Annotated in this window: 16 protein-coding genes; 5 read left to right on the top strand and 11 right to left on the bottom strand. The window is 68.1% G+C overall.

Annotated elements, in window-relative coordinates:
* Window positions 1-372 precede the first annotated feature (372 nt).
* Both JS521_RS00345 and gltX read left to right on the top strand, forming a co-directional pair.
* Complete coding sequence (locus JS521_RS00345; RefSeq protein WP_205080703.1) at window positions 373-1,518, top strand: DNA cytosine methyltransferase; 1,146 nt, start codon at window positions 373-375, stop codon at window positions 1,516-1,518.
* A gap of 545 nt (window positions 1,519-2,063) precedes the next feature.
* A complete protein-coding gene (gene gltX, locus JS521_RS00340) occupies window positions 2,064-3,437 on the top strand; it encodes a glutamate--tRNA ligase (protein WP_239486575.1) in 1,374 nt (457 codons plus the stop codon).
* Between the two features lie 9 nt (window positions 3,438-3,446).
* Here gltX and JS521_RS00335 read toward each other — a convergent pair whose 3' ends face one another.
* From JS521_RS00335 to JS521_RS00295, 9 genes are read right to left on the bottom strand one after another with little or no spacing between them, the layout of a single operon-like run.
* The gene (locus tag JS521_RS00335) at window positions 3,447-4,433 is read right to left on the bottom strand and encodes a glycosyltransferase (RefSeq protein ID WP_205080701.1); all 987 of its coding nucleotides are present in this window, start codon (window positions 4,431-4,433) and stop codon (window positions 3,447-3,449) included.
* Entirely contained in the window at window positions 4,430-5,044 is a 615-nt protein-coding gene (locus JS521_RS00330) for an HD domain-containing protein (protein ID WP_205080700.1), read from the bottom strand. The genes JS521_RS00335 and JS521_RS00330 overlap by 4 nt, the downstream gene beginning before the upstream one ends.
* A 14-nt stretch (window positions 5,045-5,058) precedes the next feature.
* Window positions 5,059-6,774 carry a carbamoyltransferase C-terminal domain-containing protein gene (locus JS521_RS00325; RefSeq protein ID WP_205080699.1) on the bottom strand — a complete coding sequence of 572 codons (1,716 nt, stop codon included), beginning with the start codon at window positions 6,772-6,774 and terminating at the stop codon, window positions 5,059-5,061.
* A 23-nt stretch (window positions 6,775-6,797) separates the two neighbouring features.
* On the bottom strand, window positions 6,798-7,595 hold the full coding sequence (locus tag JS521_RS00320) for a radical SAM protein (protein ID WP_205080698.1): 798 nt from the start codon (window positions 7,593-7,595) through the stop codon (window positions 6,798-6,800).
* 16 nt (window positions 7,596-7,611) lie between these two features.
* The gene (locus tag JS521_RS00315; protein ID WP_205080697.1) at window positions 7,612-8,730 is read right to left on the bottom strand and encodes a hypothetical protein; all 1,119 of its coding nucleotides are present in this window, start codon (window positions 8,728-8,730) and stop codon (window positions 7,612-7,614) included.
* Window positions 8,730-9,836, bottom strand: a complete 1,107-nt coding sequence (locus JS521_RS00310; RefSeq protein ID WP_205080696.1) for a radical SAM protein — start codon at window positions 9,834-9,836, stop codon at window positions 8,730-8,732. The genes JS521_RS00315 and JS521_RS00310 overlap by 1 nt, the downstream gene beginning before the upstream one ends.
* Window positions 9,837-9,839: 3 nt before the next feature.
* Window positions 9,840-10,838 carry a D-2-hydroxyacid dehydrogenase gene (locus JS521_RS00305; protein ID WP_205080695.1) on the bottom strand — a complete coding sequence of 333 codons (999 nt, stop codon included), beginning with the start codon at window positions 10,836-10,838 and terminating at the stop codon, window positions 9,840-9,842.
* Window positions 10,835-12,142, bottom strand: a complete 1,308-nt coding sequence (locus tag JS521_RS37310; protein WP_205080694.1) for a glycosyltransferase family 4 protein — start codon at window positions 12,140-12,142, stop codon at window positions 10,835-10,837. Before JS521_RS37310 ends, JS521_RS00305 begins: the two co-directional genes overlap by 4 nt.
* A gap of 43 nt (window positions 12,143-12,185) precedes the next feature.
* Window positions 12,186-12,713 (bottom strand): ATP-binding protein, encoded by a 528-nt coding sequence (locus JS521_RS00295; protein WP_205080693.1) that lies wholly within the window; start codon window positions 12,711-12,713, stop codon window positions 12,186-12,188.
* A 203-nt stretch (window positions 12,714-12,916) separates the two neighbouring features.
* Between JS521_RS00295 and JS521_RS00290 the strand changes: the two genes are divergently transcribed.
* The 3 genes from JS521_RS00290 to JS521_RS00280 all read left to right on the top strand — a co-directional run bounded on the left by JS521_RS00290 (window position 12,917) and on the right by JS521_RS00280 (window position 15,795).
* Entirely contained in the window at window positions 12,917-14,362 is a 1,446-nt protein-coding gene (locus tag JS521_RS00290) for an NsdA family TPR-like regulatory protein (RefSeq protein WP_205080692.1), read from the top strand.
* Window positions 14,363-14,372: 10 nt separating this feature from the next.
* The gene (locus tag JS521_RS00285; RefSeq protein ID WP_205080691.1) at window positions 14,373-15,323 is read left to right on the top strand and encodes an FAD-dependent oxidoreductase; all 951 of its coding nucleotides are present in this window, start codon (window positions 14,373-14,375) and stop codon (window positions 15,321-15,323) included.
* Between the two features lie 61 nt (window positions 15,324-15,384).
* The gene (locus JS521_RS00280; protein WP_205080690.1) at window positions 15,385-15,795 is read left to right on the top strand and encodes an NUDIX hydrolase; all 411 of its coding nucleotides are present in this window, start codon (window positions 15,385-15,387) and stop codon (window positions 15,793-15,795) included.
* A gap of 79 nt (window positions 15,796-15,874) precedes the next feature.
* Here JS521_RS00280 and JS521_RS00275 read toward each other — a convergent pair whose 3' ends face one another.
* Together JS521_RS00275 and JS521_RS00270 are read right to left on the bottom strand one after the other, a co-directional pair.
* Window positions 15,875-16,579, bottom strand: coding sequence for a nucleotidyltransferase domain-containing protein (locus JS521_RS00275; RefSeq protein ID WP_205080689.1), 705 nt, complete (start codon window positions 16,577-16,579; stop codon window positions 15,875-15,877).
* Window positions 16,580-17,092: 513 nt separating this feature from the next.
* A complete protein-coding gene (locus JS521_RS00270; protein ID WP_239486552.1) occupies window positions 17,093-17,845 on the bottom strand; it encodes a hypothetical protein in 753 nt (250 codons plus the stop codon).
* Window positions 17,846-17,965: the final 120 nt, after the last annotated feature.

The raw sequence follows: 17,965 nt of genomic DNA, 5'->3' as shown, positions 1-17,965 counted from the left end.
AGAATTTTAGCTGCCAGCGAGCCTGACGGTAGATCAAATGCTGCGACGCGGCGCGAAAATGCTCCTGGCTTGACTTGGTCCCCTTGAAGGAACACAGGCGTCGATCTCGTCGACGCCGCAGGAGCAACAGGGTCGCAGGGCGACGGTCGTTGACGAGCTTGTTCAGGGGGCGCGAACCCGACGTGATCGGCACGTCAGCCGATGGGTAGGTGCCCGTCTGCAGCGCTTGATCAACCTTGATCGAGTACGATGACCGCTCGTTCCGTCGGTTCTACGAGCAAGTGCAGATGGGGGTCACACGTGGGTGAGCGACACCCCTTGCGGGCCAAGCGCCGGCCGAAGTTTGAGGAGGGCGTCGGTTCCCTGCGAGTCGTGGACCTCTTCGCCGGCTGTGGTGGCCTCACCCTCGGTATTGCCCAGGCGGCGCACAGGCTTGACGTTTCGCTCGACGTTCGTCTTGCGGTTGACTTTGAGGCGGCTCCCACCAAGGTCTTCAAGGCTAACTTCCCCAAGGCCAACGTCCAACAGGGGACCGTCGAATCCTTCTTCGATGGTGACCTTGGCTCCACGTTGACCGCTCAGGAGGAGAAGACTCTATCCACGGTGGGTGAGGTGGAGCTCCTGATTGGTGGGCCACCGTGTCAGGGGCACAGCAACCTCAACAACCACACCCGCCGTGATGATCCCAAGAACCGGCTGTACCTGCGTATGGCTCGTGCGGCCGAGGTTCTGCGCCCCAGTGCAGTCGTCATTGAGAACGTGCTGGCCGTTGTCAACGACAAGCAGCAGGTGGTCTCCCGCGCCATCGTTCACCTCAAGAGGCTTGGATACGACGTCGCCACTGGTCGTATCGACCTGCTCAAGCTCGGGGTCGCTCAGACACGCAAGCGCCACATACTACTGGCCATCCGCGAAGACGCGCTGCCTTTTGGGTTCTCGGCGGCTGACTTGCTGAAGGTAGAGGGCCGCATCGCTGTACCGCATGACCTGCGTTGGGCGATCGGTGACCTGCTCGACGTTCACGCCAAATCATTCTTCGATGAAGCTGCTATACCCAACGCGGACAACCAACGGCGTATGAAGTATCTCTTCGACAATGACGAGCACAATCTGCCGAACGAAGAGCGCCCCGAGTGTCATCGCGGCGAGCATAATTACACCGCTATGTATGGCCGTCTATGGTGGGATCGTCCGTCTCAGACCATCACCAGCGGATTTGCGACGATGGGGCGCGGACGCTTTGTCCACCCTGCTGTTCCTCGATGTCTAACCGCCCATGAGGCCGCGCGCATCCAGGGCTTCCCGGACTACTTCAAGTTCGTCGATGAGAGGGTCAAGCCTCGCTACGAGCTGACGCGCACCGAGGTTCAGGTCATCATTGGCAACGCCGTACCCCCACCTCTGACCGAGGCGTTGACCTCCAGGCTCTTCGATGCTGAAGTTCTCCAGGCGAAGAGCGACGCGTCTCGACAGTGCGATGACGGCTTCGCTACCGCTGCTGTAGATCTCGCCTGTTGAGCCTCCAACGTACTGATGTCCGTCCGAGGACGTTAAGGCGGGCCAATTGCCCGCTGGTGGCCCAGTAAGTCCCTCGCCAGGCTCGCTTAGCTTTCCTGTTTTGCGTTTGGCGAGCCCTCCATGGCTGGCTTTTGAGTTGCGATCGCCAATAAATAGTCATGCCGTGAGCTCGATTTCAGTGGTCTATTTGAGTGTTGACCCTAAGTGATTTCCGTGAAGGCGGAGCGGCCCGTCCACCGGTCATGGAGACTCTGATTGCAAGCCCGTCGCGCCATATGGGAGAAGGGCACCTTCGACCACCACCGAATTCACCTTGGGCTGTGGAACCACGGTTTATCTCTGTCGTCGCTCGGCGCGCTGGAAGGGCAAGGCGACCGGCGGTACCGGGAGCGACGAAATGGTGTACAAGTGGGAGTCGAGGGCGGCCGGGAAAACGGCAGCGCGGGGACAGGTGGAGTGGTCCAGGACAGGTGCCCGGCGTCGGTACCCTGGAGGGCATGTCTACTGCCCCGGTTCGCGTTCGTTTCGCCCCGTCTCCGACCGGCATGTTCCATGTCGGTGGGGCGCGGTCCGCTCTCTACAACTGGGCCGTGGCACGACAGTCCGGCGGCACCTTCGTCCTGCGGATTGAGGACACCGACGCGGCCCGGAACAAGCCGGAGTGGATCGACGGCATCGTCAGCGCTCTCGCGGCGATCGGCATCCACGGCGAGGACGCGGCCTTCGAGGGGCCGTACTTCCAGTCGCACAACGCGGCCCGGCACAGCGAGGCCGCCCAGCAGCTATACGCGGCGGGCAAGGCGTACTACTGCGACTGCACCCGGGAGCAGCTGAAGGAGCGCACGGGGTCGGAGCACCTCGGGTACGACGGGTTCTGCCGGGACCGCGGGCTGGCCTTCGAGGAAGGCCGGGCGCTGCGGTTCCAGACACCGGACGAGGGCGAGACCGTCGTGGTCGACCTGATCCGCGGGGAGCCGGCGTTCCCGAACAGCGCGATCGAGGACTTCGTGATCGCCCGTGGTGACGGGTCCCCCGTCTTCCTGATCGCGAACGTGGTCGACGACCTGGACGAGGGCATCACGCAGGTCATCCGCGGCGAGGAGCACCTGTCGAACACGCCGAAGCAGCAGATGCTGTGGGAGGCGCTCGGCGCCGAGCCGCCGGTGTGGGCGCACCTGCCCGTGATCGTGAACGAGAAGCGGCAGAAGCTCTCCAAGCGTCGGGACAAGGTCGCGCTGGAGGACTACCTCGCCGAGGGCTTCCTTCCCGAGGCGATGGTGAACTACCTGATGCTCCTGGGCTGGGGCCCGGGCGGCGACAGGGAGCTCATGCCGTACGAGGAGCTGGAGCAGCTCTTCCGGATCGAGGACGTCAACACCGCCCCGGCGTTCTTCGACGTGAAGAAGCTGACGGCTTTCAACGGCGACTACATCCGTGCTCTGGCACCCGCGCAGTTCGCCGCAGCCTGTGCGCCCTGGCTCGTGGCCCCGTACGCGCCGTGGCAGCCGGAGGCGTTCGACCAGGCTCTCTTCGAGACGGTAGCGCCGCTGGCCCAGACGCGGCTGGCGTTGCTGTCGGAGATCACCAGCTACGTGGACTTCCTGTTCCTTGACGCGCCCGTCGAGGACGAGGCGTCGTGGAACAAGGCCATGAAGGCCGGCGCCGAAAACATCCTGGCCGACGCTCGTGCCGAGTTCGCCACCGTCGCGGGCTGGGAAGCGGACGGTCTTAAGGCCATCACGCTCGCCGTGGGAGAGAAGCACGGGCTGAAGCTGGGCAAGGCCCAGGCGCCCATCCGGGTCGCGGTCACCGGCCGAACGATCGGACTCCCGCTGTTCGAGTCCATGGAGCTGCTCGGCCGGGACCGCGTGCTGGCCCGTCTGGACGCCGCAGCCGAGAAGCTGGCCGCCCAGGCGTAGTCGCTCTGGTCAGGCGACCTGTGCGAGAAGGTCGCCCCAGGCGTTTCCGAAGTAGTTCAGGTCGAACCGAGCCAGGGTCTCGTACGCTGTCTTGGCTTCGGTCCGGCGTGCCGCAGCGTGTTCCCGGACCTGCGCCGGCAGACGGTCGAGATCCGGCGTGGGCTGGCCGGTCAGGGCGGCGAGGTCGCCGAGGCCCGCGATCGGCCGGATCAGGCAGGGCAGGCCGAGTAGTAGGGCTTCGGCCGCGCAGCGGCTCCAGCCCTCCTGCATGCGGGGCAGGAAGACGCCGACGTCGCACGCCCGCAGCAGCCGTAGGTACCGCTCGCGCTCTACGTCGTAGTGCGCGCCGTCGAGGCCGATGGTGTTGCTACCGCTGGTGATCACCCGTAGCCCGGGTACGCCGGTCAGGGCCGCTGTGACCTCCTCGGTGCCCTTCCAGTGGACGGCCTTGCCCGCGTACACGCCGATCGTCTCCGGGGCCAGACCGAATTCGGCGCGGCACTCGGCTCGGTCGAAGCCCCGCGCCCGCTCGACCTCGGCCATGTCGAAGGCGTTGTAGATCACCCGTATGTTGCGGACGCCGCGGGCGCGGAGGAAGTCAGCCCAGTACGGGGATACGCACACCACGGCCGCACACTGCGGCAACACCCGGAACAGCCGCTCCCAGAGCATTGCCTCGACGGGGGCGGAGTCGTGCTGCAACGGTTCGTAGTGGTGCAGGAGGAACATGGTGCGGGCCCGCATCTCCGGCGTGAAGATCAGCAGGCTGATGTCGTCCCACACGAAGATACCTGGGGCGGAATGCAGCGCTCGGACGGTTGGGGCCAGCTGTGCGAGGTGGCGGAGCTTCCGCCAGCGGCGGGCGCGGTAGGTGCGCTTGTGGTCCGGGACCGTGCGCCATTCCACGTCGTCGACGGTTGCCTCGTGAAGCATCCGGAGGTAGACCCGGCCGCCGGTCCGGCCGACAGGTTCCATCGAGTACACGATCCGTCTCACGGACTTACCTCCTGCTGATGGTGGACGTACTCGGCGTTGAGCAGTGTGTGTGCGGCTTCCAAGTGGGGGCTGAGGCGGCGTGCGGCGTCGGCGAGGGGGAGGTGGAAGTCGGTGAGGTTCCGTACGAACTTCCGCCGGCGCTCTTGGTTCTGCGAGGCGGCCAGGTCGCGCAGGTTGTGAATGCGGTCGGCGAGCCGTACCAGGAGTTCCTCTGCGGGGAGGGCCGCCGTCTTCATGCGCCACCGGGTCTCGTCACCGGGAGCTTTGGGGCGCTGTTCGAGCCGGTGTTCGGGCGTCATCGCACGTAGGCGCTCGGCGAAGGGTGTCCCCAGCTGGTGGCTGACGAGGGCCTCTGCGCTCGGATCGACCTCCAGGGCGTCGTGCAGAAGGCCGAGGAGGAGAGTCTCGGGCTGTGTAACGCCGAGCTCGTGCCGCAGGATCGCGACGACGGCGAGTGGGTGCTGGAAGTACGGGGTGCCCTGATCCCGAGTATGGCCGGTGTAGATCGTAAAGGCCACCTCAGCGGCTACACGGGCGCGGGCACGCTCCCTGGCAGGCCATGCGGTGGTGCCGAGCGTGGTCAGGGTGTGTGACAGATCGGTGGTGGCCATTTCCGTCATCCCTCTCATAAGGACGGCTGGGACTGCGAACGGGGATCGGGGACGTGGTCGGCGATCAGGAGGTTGTCTCCGACAGCGAGGGCGTCGAGGCCGAGGTCTGCTGCCGCCTGTGCGGCCTGCTGGGAGGTCCGCAGGATCGGGGTGCCTTTGCGGTTGAAGGAGGTGTTCAGGAGCAGCGGCAGTCCGGTGCGCTCGTGGAACTGCAGCAGGAGCTCGTGCAGGCCCTGGTGGTCGGCGGCCACGGACTGGACGCGGGCGGTGCCGTCATGGTGGGTGACTGCCGCTATCCGGTCGGCTCGGCACCGGCGGACGTGGACGACACGGTTCATGAAGGGGTCACCCTCCGACATGAACCACTCTGTGGCGTGCTCGGCGAGGACGGCCGGGGCGAACGGGCGATATTCGGCTCGTTGCTTGATGGCGTTGAGCCGGTCCCGGGTGGCGGCGTGGCCCGGGTGGGCGAGGATCGAGCGGTGGCCGAGGGCCCGAGGCCCGAATTCGAGCGGCCCCTGTACCCAGCCGACAACGCGGTGCTCAGCGAGCAGCGTGGCTGCTGCGGGTGCCAGGCCCGCCCCGAGGCCGGTCAGAGCGCGGTAGCCGGATGGCACCGCATCAGGCATCAGCGTGCCAGGGTTTGGGCCCCAGGCCGCATCGGTCGGTACCGGAAGGCGCTCCTGCCCGAGCTGGTAGTGCCAGGCGTACACGGCGGCGCCCACGGCGGTGCCCGCGTCATGTGGCGCCGGCGCCACGAAGAGGCTGTCGAAGCCGCTGTCGGCGGCCAGCCGGCCGTTGAGGTGGGAGTTCAGGGCGCATCCGCCCGAGAACACCAGGGACGAGGCCCTTGTAAGCCGCTGCAGATGGCGTGCGATGTGGACGACCGATTCGGAGAAGATCTGCTGGACTGCGGCGGCCAGATCGGCCCGTTCGTGTTCGGGCTGCTCCACGACATTGGCGGCGGTCCAGACGTGGCCGCGGAGCAGAAGTGGTGTGGTGCTGTCCGCAGAGCCCCAGGGATGGTCGACGCGGACCTCGCCGTCGTCGCTGAGCCGTACGAGTTCGCGGATCTGCGGCCCATAGCGCTGGGGGTCGCCGAATGCGGCGAGCGCCATCATGCTGCCCTCGGGCTCGTCGCCGGGTGGGATCACCCTCCGGGCGAGGTTCCGGTAGAAGTGCCCGAGGGAGGAGTGGACACGCCGAGGGCCGACAGGGCCGGGAACCACGGCCGGCATGCTCTGGTGGAGGCGATCGATGCGATCCGGCCGCAGGTCGTAGCCGGTGATGCGTTCCCTGCCCGGGCCGAAGTCGGCGCCGAGGGCGGAGCCGCCGGCGTCGATGACGAGCCCCGCCGCGTGGTCGTGTCCGGAGAGCAGGTAGCCGGAGAGCACGTGGGCAGTGTGGTGGGACAGAAGGCGGAGACGTTCATCGAGCGGGGCGGGCAGGAGGACGGAGAGCTCTTCCCGTTCCTCGGTGAGCCACCAGCCGGCGGCGGGGTTGGGGCGCATGGAGGCGGCCCAGACGGCGTCGACGTCCTGCGGTTCGATGCCGGCGGCCTCCAAGCACCACTGGAGTGCGCGGACCGGTGCGGCGAGCGTGCCCTTGCGGGCGGGGTGATTGTGTTTGACACCGCTCCAGCGTTCCTCTTCGGCCGCGTAGAGGCGGCCGTCGACGATCAAGGCGGCGGCGGTGTCGTGATGGAAGTTCAGCCCGAGGACTGCGGGCATGGTCGTGTACCTCCGGGCTGGGGTCAGGCGGTCGGAATGCGGGCGGGTAGGAGAGCGGCGCCGGAGTCGGCGTACTCGTGGCAGCGCAGGCAGAACCGGAAGTGGTGACCTCGGGGGGCGAACACCTTGGCCGCGAAGTCCTGGTCCCAGATGCTGAACTCGCTGTCGTCCTTCGCCATGGCGTTGAAGCAGCGGTAGCAGGACCCGTCCATCTCGATCATCAGGTGCTGGTCGAGGTAGCGGTCGCAGATGCCGCGCAGGTCGTTCGACGGCTGGCCGACGTCGACGTGGTGCACGTGGTTGGTGACGTGGATCGCGCCGTACGCGTCGCACAGGCTCGCGAGTTCCACCAGCCGGGAGAAACTGATGCCTTCCAGGACGCTGTTGATGACTACGGTCTTGCCAGCTTCACGGAGGCGGGGCACGACGGCGTGCACTTCGGCGTAGTTCTCGTGCTCGTCGTCGCAGCCGATGAGGATCTGGTCGTACGAGCGGAGGGTGGCTTCCATGATCCGCTGGTTGCGAGCAAGGGTGATGGCGTTCGTGCCCAGGACCATGACCTTGTCCGGCAGACGTGTGCGGGCGGCGTCGCTGAGTGCGGGGAAGTCGCGGTGCACGGTGGGCTCGCCGCCGTTGATGTGCAGCTGCTGGAACGGGATGGTCTCCAGCCGGGCCAGGATGGTGGAGAACAGATCCAGGGACATGTTCTCGCCCTGGGCGCCGTCGGCGAAGATGCAGAAGTCGCAGGACCGGTTGCATTTCGTCGTGATCTTGATCTTCGCCGTTTTGAGGACGCGGGGATGAGACGCGTGCGCGGGCATGGCGAGGCTCCTTGTGTCAGGGGTTGACGTCATCGGGCGTGAGGCTGAGGAAGTCCCGCACGATGGGCTTCTGCCGATGCCAGTGGGCGAGGGTGGCGCGCAGGGTGTCGGCGGTCGTGGGGCCGGTGGGGATCAGTCCGGCCATCCGGGCGGCCAGACGTTGGGCGGGACCGGGCCCGTCCTCCGCGAGTGCGTACAGGGTCTGGGCGGCGGAACGGAGCTCTTTGGCCTCCCGCCGGATCAGGTACTCGGTCGCGACGCCGGACGGCGGATCGAGGTAGTACAGCCAGCGGGCCACGCGTACGCGGAGCATCCCGGCGGTCATGACCCAGTCGGTCCTCGTGGACTCCTTGCCTGTGTCGGGAGGACGGCTCGCATCAGGAATGCGGCGCATGGCTGCCTCCAGGGAGACATGCGCCGCGCGGAGCAGGAGGTGCGGGCTGCGGGGGCGCCCGTCGGGCCCGCTCTCTGAGTGCCGGAGGAACAGCTCGGCGTAGGCGTCCAGCCCGTCCGGGCGCCACTGGGTGAGCGCGGCCGTCTTGCCGGGACAGCGGGTCCGTGTCGCGAGCGCGGCAGCGGCGAACCAGCAGGGGGCGAGGTAGTGCCAGGCCACGCAGTGGCGCCGGTACGCCGTGATGTCCTCGACCACGTTGTCCGTACTGTCCGCTGCCAGCTGGTACCGGCCGCCGAGCCGCGCCTGGAGGATTCCTCGGTAGAAGCATTCATCGACCTCGCACCAGGGCGCCATCTGGGCCCGGGACCTCCAGCGTTGGAAGTCCCGGGCGCTCCCGCTGATCAGCGACCAGGTCGCGAGCTCGGGTGCGGAGATGAGTCGTCCGTCCGCCTCGGCCGCGGTGAACGCGAATCCGGGCGGATGCTCCAGAAGCCGTCCGTGGGAGACCTCCCGGCGGACTGCGGACCTGTGCGCGGAGGCCAGGTGGTGGTTCCACTCCTCCCAGTCCACTGGCGCCTCCGGCAGGAGAACACGTACGTCGATGTCCGAGTGGGGAGCCAGCAGGTCGGTCGACTGCCACTTGTGGGTGAGCATCACGGCCCCGACACCGTGGGCGTCCAGCTCGCGTTCGTACAGCCTTCCGAGCCCCAGGTAGAGGGGCGGCGCTTCGGCCACGACCATCACCACTCCCCGGTGGAGGCTCGGGTGCAGGAGGACTGAGTCGCGCTTGTGGTCAGGACGGGGAGCAGGGGCAGGACCGGGGCGCCCTCGGGGCGCTCCATCCGGTCCCAGCGCAGGTCGTAGTCGACGTAGTGGAACCCCTGCCAGGCGTCGTTCGTGTTGCGGTCGAGCATGGCCTGGAAGAGGTGGGCGAAGGCGTCATCGAGGGTGCCGTCGGCGAGGTGGGACTTCAGAGGGATGTCGCGGTTGTGGAGGATGCAGGGGCGGGCCACACCGGTGGGCGTGATCTTGATCCGGTTGGCGTCGGAGCATGTGGCGCAGCTGGAGTTGGAGATGAAGCCGATCGAGCCCGCCCAGCCGTCGGGGCGGAGGTACTGCCCGGGGCTACGGACCCCGAGCTGGTCACGAGAGACCTCCCCCGCGCCCCCGAACCACTCGTGGAGACGGTCGCGGACGTCTGCCTCGCTGATGAACTCGGTGTCGAACAGCGCCTGCGCGGGCCCGATGTTCTGGAGTTCGATCAGGCGGACGGCGACAGGCAGATCGCGGGCGAGCTCGGCCACGGCGAAGGCGTCGTCCAGGTAGGTGCGCTGGAGAACGCAGTTGATCTTCACCTGCAGGCCGAGGGAGAGGGCGTCGTCGAGGGTGCTCAGGGTGGCGCGCGGGTCGCCGCCTCCCATGATCGTGGCGGACCGTTCCGGGTCGAGGCTGTGCAGGCTGAGGTTGAGGTGCGTCAGGCCGGCGTCACGGAGCTTCTCGACGCTCAGCCCGCGGCGCAGGTTGCCGTGGCTCGTCATGCCGATCGCGGCGCCGGACCCGAGGCCGTCTGCGAGTCCCGCGATCACGTCGAGGATGTCCGCCCGCAGGGTCGGCTCGCCTCCGGAGCAGTGCGCCTTCCGAATCTTCCAGGTACCGGCTTCCGCGGCGATGGCCGCGTAGTCGGTGGTGGTCAGAGGACGGTCCTTGTGCCCGTAGTCCGGCATGCAACGGGGCTTGCAGAACACGCAGTCCAGGTTGCACAGCGAGTTCAGGGTGAAGGCCAGGTAGGGGTGGTTTCGGCCGGTCGCCGCGAAAGCGGCGGCCAGGTCGTGGCGGGTGGTGGGCATCGGTCAGCCTCCGTCGAGGGGAGAGTGGGCGTCCGGCACTTCGGCCAGGCCGTTGAGCGGCTGACCGGCGAGGTATCGGCGCAGGTTGGCGGCGAAGAAGTCGACCGCCTCGTTCATGTACGTGCGGCAGAGCGTCGAGCTCTTCGGTGTGAGTACGACCCGTGGGTGGAGTCGGAGTGGATGGCGAGCCGGCAGCGGTTTCGGGTCCGAGACGTCCAGGGCGGCGCCGCGTAGGTGGCCGGCATTGAGGGCGGCCAGGAGGGCCTGCTGGTCGACGGTCGTCGCTCGACCGAGGTTGAGGAACAGCGCTCCGGGCTTGCAGGCCGTGAAGAGGCGGTGGTCGAAGAGACGGTCCGTGACACGGGTGGCGGGCAGCAGGTTGACCACCACGTCTGCGACGGCGACGGCTTGGTGGACCGCCGAGGCGTGCATCCAGGTGAGCCCGGCCCTGGGTGCCACAGGCGGTGTCCGGCGCACTCCGATCACGTTCATGCCGAAAGCGCGGGCGGCGCGAGCGAGATGGCCTCCGATGCTGCCGCAGCCGACGATGGCCATCGTCGACCCGGCAAGGTCGAAGAACTCTGCGGCGAGGTCGTCCTTCCACCGCGTCCGGTTTCGCTGGACGCGCTGGCTCATGAACAACCCGCGGGAGAAGCCGAGGATCAGTCCCATGGCGTGCTCGGCCATGGGGCGGCCATGGAACCCGTACGAGCGGGTCAGGGCCACCCCGGCGGAGTGGGCCTCGGCGACGGGCAGATGGTCGGTGCCGGCGGCCGGGGAAGCGATCCAGTTCAGGTGAGGCGCGTTGGCCAGCCACGACGGCTCGAACCGCCAGCCGAGGTAGACGTGTGCCTCGGCCAGCCGGTACGGCACGTCCTCCTCTGCGGCCGTACGGAAGTCGACACCCGGGAAGGCGATACGTAGGGAACGCTCGTGTTCGGCGGACAGCCGCCAGAAGGAGTGCGGGGATTCCAGGCTGACGAGCACCACCGGCCTGCTCATCGGGTCCCGCCTTCCCCGGAGGACGACGGAGCCAGAACCCACGGGGCGATGCGGCCGATGACGGAGCCGATGCTGGCCTCGTAGTCGTGGCGCGAACGCACCAGAGCGGTTCCGCCGATTTGGAGTCGCTCGCGTTCTCGGGGCAGGACGGTCAAGGCTCTGTGCAGAGCGGATGCCAGGGACTTGGGGTCCCGGGGTGCGGAGGTGAAGCCGGTCACGCCCTCGATGACGGTCTGGGCCAGGCCGCCAGCGCTGGTCGCGACGACGGGTCCGGCGCCTGCCGCGAACGCCTCCAGGGGTATCCGTCCGAAGGGCTCCTCGCGTGAGGGAATGACGACCGCGCGCAGCGCCGGACTGTGCAACCAGGAGCGGACGGAGGGGGTGAAGCGGGTGATGAGCGTCGCGTCCAAGCCGTAGGCGCGGATGCCTGCCGCCAGGTCCTTCTGATGAGAGGTGAGACGCTCGTGCCCCTCCGAAGTAACGGCCGCCAAGAGCAGGTGCGGAATACGAACCCCACGCTCCTTCAGGACGTGCAGCGCTTCCAGCAGGTCTTCGAACCCCTTGGTGGGCACGGCGCGCCCCATGGCAAGCAGGAATCCGCCTCGGGCCTGGAGTGGTAAGGGGCGAACAACCGTCGGCCTGGTCAGCTCCTCCCGGATCAGTCCGTTCGGAATGTTCACGATGCTCGCCCGAGGGACACCGCAGCTCGCGACGAGGTGTTCTCGCATGTGGGCGGAGATGGCCCCGATCCGCCCTCCTCGGGCGATCGCCGCTCGTAGGGCTTCACGTTCCCAGCGGATCCGCGGCCGGTCTCCTGGCCGCGTGAGGGCCGCCGCGGAGCGCGGGACGAGGAGCAGGTCCATGGTGGGGGACGTGTACGGGGCGAGGCCGAGGAGGGGGGCGTCGAGGCCGACGAGCAGGCAGCGGCTGGTGCGATGGGCGACGCGTAGGGCAGCCTCGCCGGCCAGGTCACACAGCTGCATGGCGCCGTGGACCGAGCCCGGCGGCGCTGGGACCGCAGGGATCGTGATCACCTGGGCTTGGGCCTTCTTCAGCATCTGCTGGACCTCGCGGGTCCACCGCCGATCGTGCGTTCCCGCTGTTTCGGGGACGTGCGGGGTGATCACGGAGAGGCGGCCCATCGGCAGGATGCGGGCGAGGGCTGTCAGGAAGGCGCGGTTGCTGAAGCCGGTGCCCGACGCGGCACCGTAGACGCCCTCGTGGACAGCTACGACGACGCGGGGCTGGCGACCGGCCGCCGGCGCGTCAGTGGGCGAGGGCGGGGTCGCATGGTCGATGCGCACCGTGTGGTGCCTCCTTGGAAGACGGGTCTCGTGGGCGTGAGCATCAGTGCGTACTGGGAGGCGACGGGCTGGCCTGGCGCTTCAGCCGGCACCAGGCACGGGTTCCGTGGGTACCGGTGCTCAAGGACCAGGCATCGGCCAGTGCGTCGACGATGACCAAGCCTCGTCCCGATACGGCTTCCTCCTGGGGACCCGGGGGAGACGTAGGTGCCAGGTCAGGGCAGCCTCCGTCGGTGACGGTGATCTCGACCTCCAGGCCGTCGACGGCCGAGGTCTTGACGTCCACGCACAGGACCAGAGGTGGGTTTCCCGAGGCGAAGGCGTTCGTTGCGAGTTCCGACCCGATGAGTCGGGCGTCGTCGAGGAGATCAGTCTCGGTGCCGTGGAGTGCCACCGCGACGGCTTCCCGAGCAACCTCGGCTGCCCTCAGTCCGTACGGCAGATCCGTGATCAGCGTGGTCGTGCCGCCGCAGTCGGAGTGCTTGGGTGGTGGCGCTGAGCCCGGGTGCCCGGTGCCGCGCTCCAACACGCTGCCCGGACGGTCTCGGGAGGTGCTCGTGTGGTGTCTCAAGGCCCACCTCTTTCTCCGCCGGCGTCGAAGGCGGCGCCTTCCGTCGTGACTCAAGAACACCGGAGGGGGCCGGTCGGGCAGCACCCGATCAGTCGGTCAACTCGGTCAACTTCCTTGAGATGCAGGAGATTCGGCTGCGGTCTGCATCACCATGAGGAGCGCGGGGCGGCCGACGAACCGCTGGGGACGTGAGGTGGGCACACGTGGGGCAACAAGCAGGGGGACCCAACGCCGCGCTGTCGCGGTGCCTCGACGAACTCGGATGGAGCCCCAAGGCGCTCGCGCGAAAGCTCAACAGGGTGTTCGGAGCGGGGACCGTCGCCGAGTCGGCGCCGTACCACTGGAGGGACGGCGGCTCGCTGCCGCGTTCGCCGTTACCGATGATGGCTGCCTATGTGCTCTCCCAGGAACTGGGTAGAGCTGTCTCCGTGGCCGAACTGTGGCAGGGCCGCGCGGGTGACTCCTCGGCGCTCGTCCCGGCGGACACGGATCTCGCACGGCCCTGGACCGTGCAGGGCATGGAGGCGATCGTGGAGGACTGGGTGATGGGAGGGCTTGTCGACCGGCGTCGATTCCTCGCGATCTCAGGCGCGGGGCTTCTGGCGATCGTCGCCCAGTACCTCGACGGAACCGCGGGGCGAGGCCAGTACACGTCCCGGATGGCCCCGCCGCCCGGCGCTGATCCGCTCGTCGACCAGGTCGAGCAGCACCTGCCCATGCTCCAGCTGCTCGACGACGAGCATGGAGGTGCGAGACATCTCCCCTACGTCGGTGCCCAGTTCCGTGCTGTGGGGCTATTGATTCACGAGGGCGGGCATCCGCCCGCTGTGGCGAGCAGGCTCATCCGCGCGCTGGCGGAGATCGGTCAGCTCGCCGGCTGGATGGCCTTCGACGCGGCAGATCACGGTCTGGCCCAGCGCTACTTCGCCACTGCGCTGCGAGCCGCACATCAGGTCAACGACCTGCCCCTGTGCGCGCACATTCTCGGCGACCTCTCCTTCCAGGCGGCGAGCCGGGGACATCCGGCGGATGCCATCGCCCTCGGCGAGGCAGCCCGCCGCGCCAGCGAAGCCGCTCCGCCTGCCGCCCGGGCATCCGTCCTTTCCCGGCTCGCCTACGCGTATGCGGCCGCCGGCCGTGACAACGACTTCGCCCACACCCGCGGCTCCGCGCGAGAACTGATCGCGGGTCGGGACGGCAGCCGGGAGGAGCCCCGCTGGATGTACTTCCTCACCGACAACCACCTCGACTGCCAAGCCGGCTATGGCTTCGTTCAGATGGGGCGCGCCCGGCAGAAGGAGGACGGCGGCACCAAGGGCCGTCGCTTTCTCGCTCAAGGGACCGAGATGCTCCGTTCCGGGGCGTACGACGTTCCGCGTGGCGACCCCAGCCAGCGCAGGGCCATGTTCGAAGGAGCCTGGCTGGCCTTGGGACACAGCGCCTACGGAGACCTGGAGGCGGCCTGCGAGATCGGCCAGATCGCGGCTGACCGCCTTGACGCCGTACGTTCACCTAGGAGCGCGGCGCTGCTCCACCAGCTTGCGGCGGACCTACGCCGCCGCCAGCGAAACCCGCACGTCCGCAGCTTTCTGCCGGTCCTCGAAGACGCACTCGCCCGACATGCTCCGTCGACGCCACCCGGCCGTTAGGGTCGAGATCATGACCGCAGGGGAGCGCGTTGTCGTTGTCGGCGCTGGGGTGGCAGGGCTGACCTCCGCCGTTGTTCTCGCCGAGGCCGGGGTATCGGTGCACGTGATCGCCGAGCAGGTGCCCGGTGTCACCTCGCTGGCTGCCGGCGCGATGTGGGGCCCGTACCTGGTCGAGCCTAAGGACGAGGTCGACCGGTGGGGACAGCGGTCCCTGGAAGTCTTCCGGGAGCTGGCCCAGGACCAGGCCACAGGCGTCCGGCTCACCAGCGGCATCGAAGCATCCCGTACTGCCGAGGCCCCACCGGACTGGGCCACCACGCTGCCCGGGTTCCGACCGTGCGAGTCGACCGAACTGCCGGACGGGTTCACGGCCGGTTACCGGTTCACGGTGCCGCTGATCGACATGCCCGCCTATCTCGACTATCTCCTGCGCCAGCTGCGAGCGGGCGGCGGAACGGTCGAGCAGCGACGTCTGACCTCGCTCGCGGACGTCGGCCCGGCCCCTCTGATCGTCAATTGCGCGGGCTTGGGCGCCGGTGACCTGGCCGTGGATTCAGACCTGCGGCCGATTCGTGGCCAGCACGTAGTCGTCGCCAACCCGGGGCTGACCGAGTTCTTCTCCGAGGACACCGGCACGTCGCCGGATCTACTGTGCTTCTATCCGCATGGAGAGACCGTCGTCCTGGGCGGCACAGCCATCGACGACGAAGGCGACCTGGCCCCGGACGACACAGTGGCGGCCAGCATCCTCGCCCGATGCGCCGAGGTCGAACCCCGCCTCGCCCGTGCCCGCGTTCTGGAACACCGGATCGGCGCTCGGCCGACTCGTTCCGTTGTCCGCGTGGAGGCGGAGCGACAGGACGGAGTCCTGGTCGTACACAACTACGGGCATGGAGGCGCCGGCGTCACGCTGTCGTGGGGGTGCGCCGAGGCGACTCGAGAGCTTCTTTCCCTCGGCTGAGCGAGGGCTCTCCCCGACTCGTCGGTGATGGAAGTCGTGGCGTCCGTGAAGGGTGAACGTGATGACGCAGAGCATGGCGAACGTACCGAGCGTTGCCGCAGCTGTAATCGTCCAAGAGGGACGCGTCCTCATGGTGCGCCGTCGGGTCAGCGAGGGGCAGCTCTCCTGGCAGTTCCCGGCCGGCAAGGTCGAGCCGGGTGAGTCCCGAGAAGCTGCCGCTGTGCGGGAGGCCCGTGAGGAGACAGGACTGCGCGTGGCTGCGGCGAAGTTGCTCGGTGAGCGCATTCACCCGATGACGGGCCGGCTGATCTCCTATACGGCCTGTGAGGTGGAGGGTGGAGTCGCCCACCTCACGACCACCGAGGAGGTAGCCGAGGTGGCTTGGGTAACCCACGGAGACATCCCGCAGTACGTGCCTTACGGCCTGTTCGAGCCGGTGCAGGAACACCTTGATGCAGTCCTGCCTTCCTGATCCCCCTCCGCGAGGCAGAGCCATGGGTGCGCGGCGCTCGACCTTTCGATGCGACCCTGCTGCCGCGTGCTGACCTCGTTCACAGAGTTCCAGCACGCTTGTAGCCGACCCAGAGTCGTCCGCCGGCCTGATCCAGTACCTCGTCCACGGCGGCCACAAGAGTCTCAATCCGCTCTGCCAAGACGTCACGTAGGCCATCGTGCAGGCGCTCGCTGAGCCCCGGCGCCGCCGTCTCGAGACGGCGTGCCAGCCACTTCCCGCCTCCGCACCACGACCCGCTGATGTTCAGAGCCAGTTCGCCGGCCCGTCGCACCAGTTCGGTGGCGATGAACAGCCGTTCGCTCTGGTCCGGGCTCCCGGCGAGGTCGTCGAGGAGGTCGGTGATCGCGTAGCGGCAGTCATCGATCTCGTCAGCCGACATCTTGGGCGGTCCCACAGAGGTCAGCGCCCTAGCCTCAGTGGCGATGCGCGCCCCGACCCCATCGGTGTCGAAGAGCAACAGCCCGTCGGAACACATCCAGAGCAGCGGCGACCGGCGCTTGCGCACTTCCCGGTCGACGTACGAGTGCCACGTCGCTTCGGTGTGCACGAACATCTCCACCAGCCACTCACCGCTTCGGAAGCTTGCCCGGTATGGGGCCGGGGATCCGTGGAGGATCACCACGATGTCGAGGTCCGACATCGGCGTGCGGCGGGCCGTCACAACGCTGCCGCCCAGGAACGCAGCCTGAGCGTCGGGGTGGTCTTCCTCTACAACGGCACGCGCGGCGGCGATCGCATCCATGCAGCAACTATCGGCATTCTGTCCATCGTGCGCACAGGGATTTCTCTAGGGGCGCCGGCGCCAGTCTGATGGCGAAGCAGGGAGAGCACCGTTTCTTGGCTGGCCAGTGCAGTCTGCAGGGCCTGGCGGAAGATATTCGGCATCGACGTCATGACCGCGATTGTTGCGACTGGCTTGCCCGAGGGCGTGGGTCATCGCCGATCGCGCCGCGCTTCCTGAACCGCCCGCATGTGGTGGCGATCCTGCTCCTCAGCATTCCGCCGAGACCGCGCTAACAAGGGCCCCATCACCGCGTAAGCCGCCGAGATGAGCAGACATCGGGCCGCGAAGTCCCATCCCCAGGTCATGTCGCCCACCCACGTCATGACAGTGCTCATCACGACTCCGGCCGCCACCGCAGCGCCGAATCGTCTCCACCATTGCCCCATGCCCAGCGGCTACCCCCTCCCTCTTGATCACTGGCTCAGGCCCGGCTGCCCGGGAGCAATCGCTGCAGCTCGCAGTGCGGAACGGTCAACTGTTCCGGCGTTCCCACTGCGCGGCCCGGACCATTCCGTCCTGAAAGTCCTGCCGGGGCAGTTGGAGGCCGAAAGCGTCCTCCAGGGCGTGGAAGTACAGCTCGAACTCGCTGGTGAGTTCGGGATGGTCCAGTTCGGCGCGGCGTATGGCCTGGTTGATGAAGTCGAGCTGACCGCCTCGGAAGTAGGGGGCCAGGCCGCGGTCGTACCAGATCAGCTCCAGGATGCCCCAGTCGTCGTCGATACGGCGGCCGTTACGCATGTAGTCGAAGGTGTAGATGGCCTTCGCGGAGGTGGCGGTCAGGTGCACCGTCTCGGTGACGCCGAGCCGGGCGAGAGCCTCAGGATCGGGCCTGAGGCCGGGGGTCTCGTGGTACATCAGGAACGCCCAGCCGCCGCCCTGCCCGAAGCAGCAGGTCTCCCAGACAATGTCCCAGTAGTCGAAGGTCCCGCCGTCCATGCGGCGCAGATCCGCGAGACGGGTCCCGGCGGCGATCTGTGCGGGGTCGGCTCCGTGGAGCAGCGCGATCTGTTCGGCGCTGATGTTCTCGCCGCGGAAAAAGGCGAGGTGGGTGTAGGGGTCCTGCTCGCGCCAACTGCCGGCGATCCAGGCGAGGCGCTCCAGCGGATCGCGTCCGCACGCGGCGGAGGGCTGTGTACTGTCCATGCCGCCGTTGCGGAATCGTCTGCCCCAGGCGGGGTTTATGCGGTCCAGCAGTTCGGCCTGCCCGGAGACGAGATTGGTCACCGGGCCGGGGGGGGGGGGGGGGGGGGGGGGGGGGGGGGGGGGGGGGGGGGGGGGGGGGGGGGGGGGGGGGGGCGGGGGCGGCGAGAGGCGGCGGGGGGAGCTAGCAAGGGAGGCGGGGGG

The sequence above is a fragment of the Streptomyces durocortorensis genome, from assembly GCF_016901035.1.
Taxonomy (GTDB): domain Bacteria; phylum Actinomycetota; class Actinomycetes; order Streptomycetales; family Streptomycetaceae; genus Streptomyces; species Streptomyces durocortorensis.
The sequence above is the reverse complement of the archived record's forward strand: the minus strand, read 5'-3'. Positions and strand labels throughout refer to the sequence as shown.

Coding starts and splice junctions, on each gene's coding strand:
- gltX (WP_239486575.1), top strand. CDS start 2,064: ATGTTCCATGTCGGTGGGGCGCGGTCCGCTCTCTACAACTGGGCCGTG.
- JS521_RS00330 (WP_205080700.1), bottom strand. CDS start 5,044: ATGGCCACCACCGATCTGTCACACACCCTGACCACGCTCGGCACCACC.
- JS521_RS00325 (WP_205080699.1), bottom strand. CDS start 6,774: ATGCCCGCAGTCCTCGGGCTGAACTTCCATCACGACACCGCCGCCGCC.
- JS521_RS00320 (WP_205080698.1), bottom strand. CDS start 7,595: ATGCCCGCGCACGCGTCTCATCCCCGCGTCCTCAAAACGGCGAAGATC.
- JS521_RS00315 (WP_205080697.1), bottom strand. CDS start 8,730: ATGGTCGTGGCCGAAGCGCCGCCCCTCTACCTGGGGCTCGGAAGGCTG.
- JS521_RS00310 (WP_205080696.1), bottom strand. CDS start 9,836: ATGCCCACCACCCGCCACGACCTGGCCGCCGCTTTCGCGGCGACCGGC.
- JS521_RS00305 (WP_205080695.1), bottom strand. CDS start 10,838: ATGAGCAGGCCGGTGGTGCTCGTCAGCCTGGAATCCCCGCACTCCTTC.
- JS521_RS00285 (WP_205080691.1), top strand. CDS start 14,373: ATGACCGCAGGGGAGCGCGTTGTCGTTGTCGGCGCTGGGGTGGCAGGG.
- JS521_RS00280 (WP_205080690.1), top strand. CDS start 15,385: ATGACGCAGAGCATGGCGAACGTACCGAGCGTTGCCGCAGCTGTAATC.
- JS521_RS00275 (WP_205080689.1), bottom strand. CDS start 16,579: ATGGATGCGATCGCCGCCGCGCGTGCCGTTGTAGAGGAAGACCACCCC.